The 432-nt window shown below is 59.5% G+C and carries 1 protein-coding gene; it reads left to right on the top strand.

What is annotated here, in order from left to right:
* Window positions 1-432 (top strand): hypothetical protein (locus EOC06_RS40580; protein ID WP_164899066.1); only part of this gene is annotated, 432 nt, incomplete at both ends.

The following is a 432-nucleotide window of genomic DNA, read 5'->3' as shown; positions in this document are numbered from 1 at the left end:
GATGATGACGGCACCTCGGCGCGCGATCTGGACGTGCGGATCGAGATCAAGCCCTCGACCGACTTAACCTGGCAGCTGCCCGTTCTGTATGCCGACATCGGGACGACGACTGAGGAATACGAGAACAGCCTGAAAGTAGTTCACCGCGAGGACATCGTCTCGGCCATGACCACCGGCCGGACACAGGTGGTCTACAACCAGACGGCTGAGCCAAACCCGACCTCGGCTGAACGTGGACTGGCATCAGCCTACGGCAACCGAGTTTGGTGGATCGACTCCGCTGGGGGCGAGTTCCACCCGAGGTTCTATTCGAACCAGGACTTCTTTCAACCTGACGGCCTTGTCATGTCCGGTACCCTGGGCAAAGAGGTCGCCACGTTCGATGACATCAACTATGTCGCGCTGATCGACCCCGACCGGACGGACATAAAG

The sequence above is a fragment of the Mesorhizobium sp. M7A.F.Ca.MR.362.00.0.0 genome (genome assembly GCF_004023175.1).
Lineage (GTDB): Bacteria > Pseudomonadota > Alphaproteobacteria > Rhizobiales > Rhizobiaceae > Mesorhizobium.
This window is presented reverse-complemented; position numbering and strand designations above follow the sequence as displayed.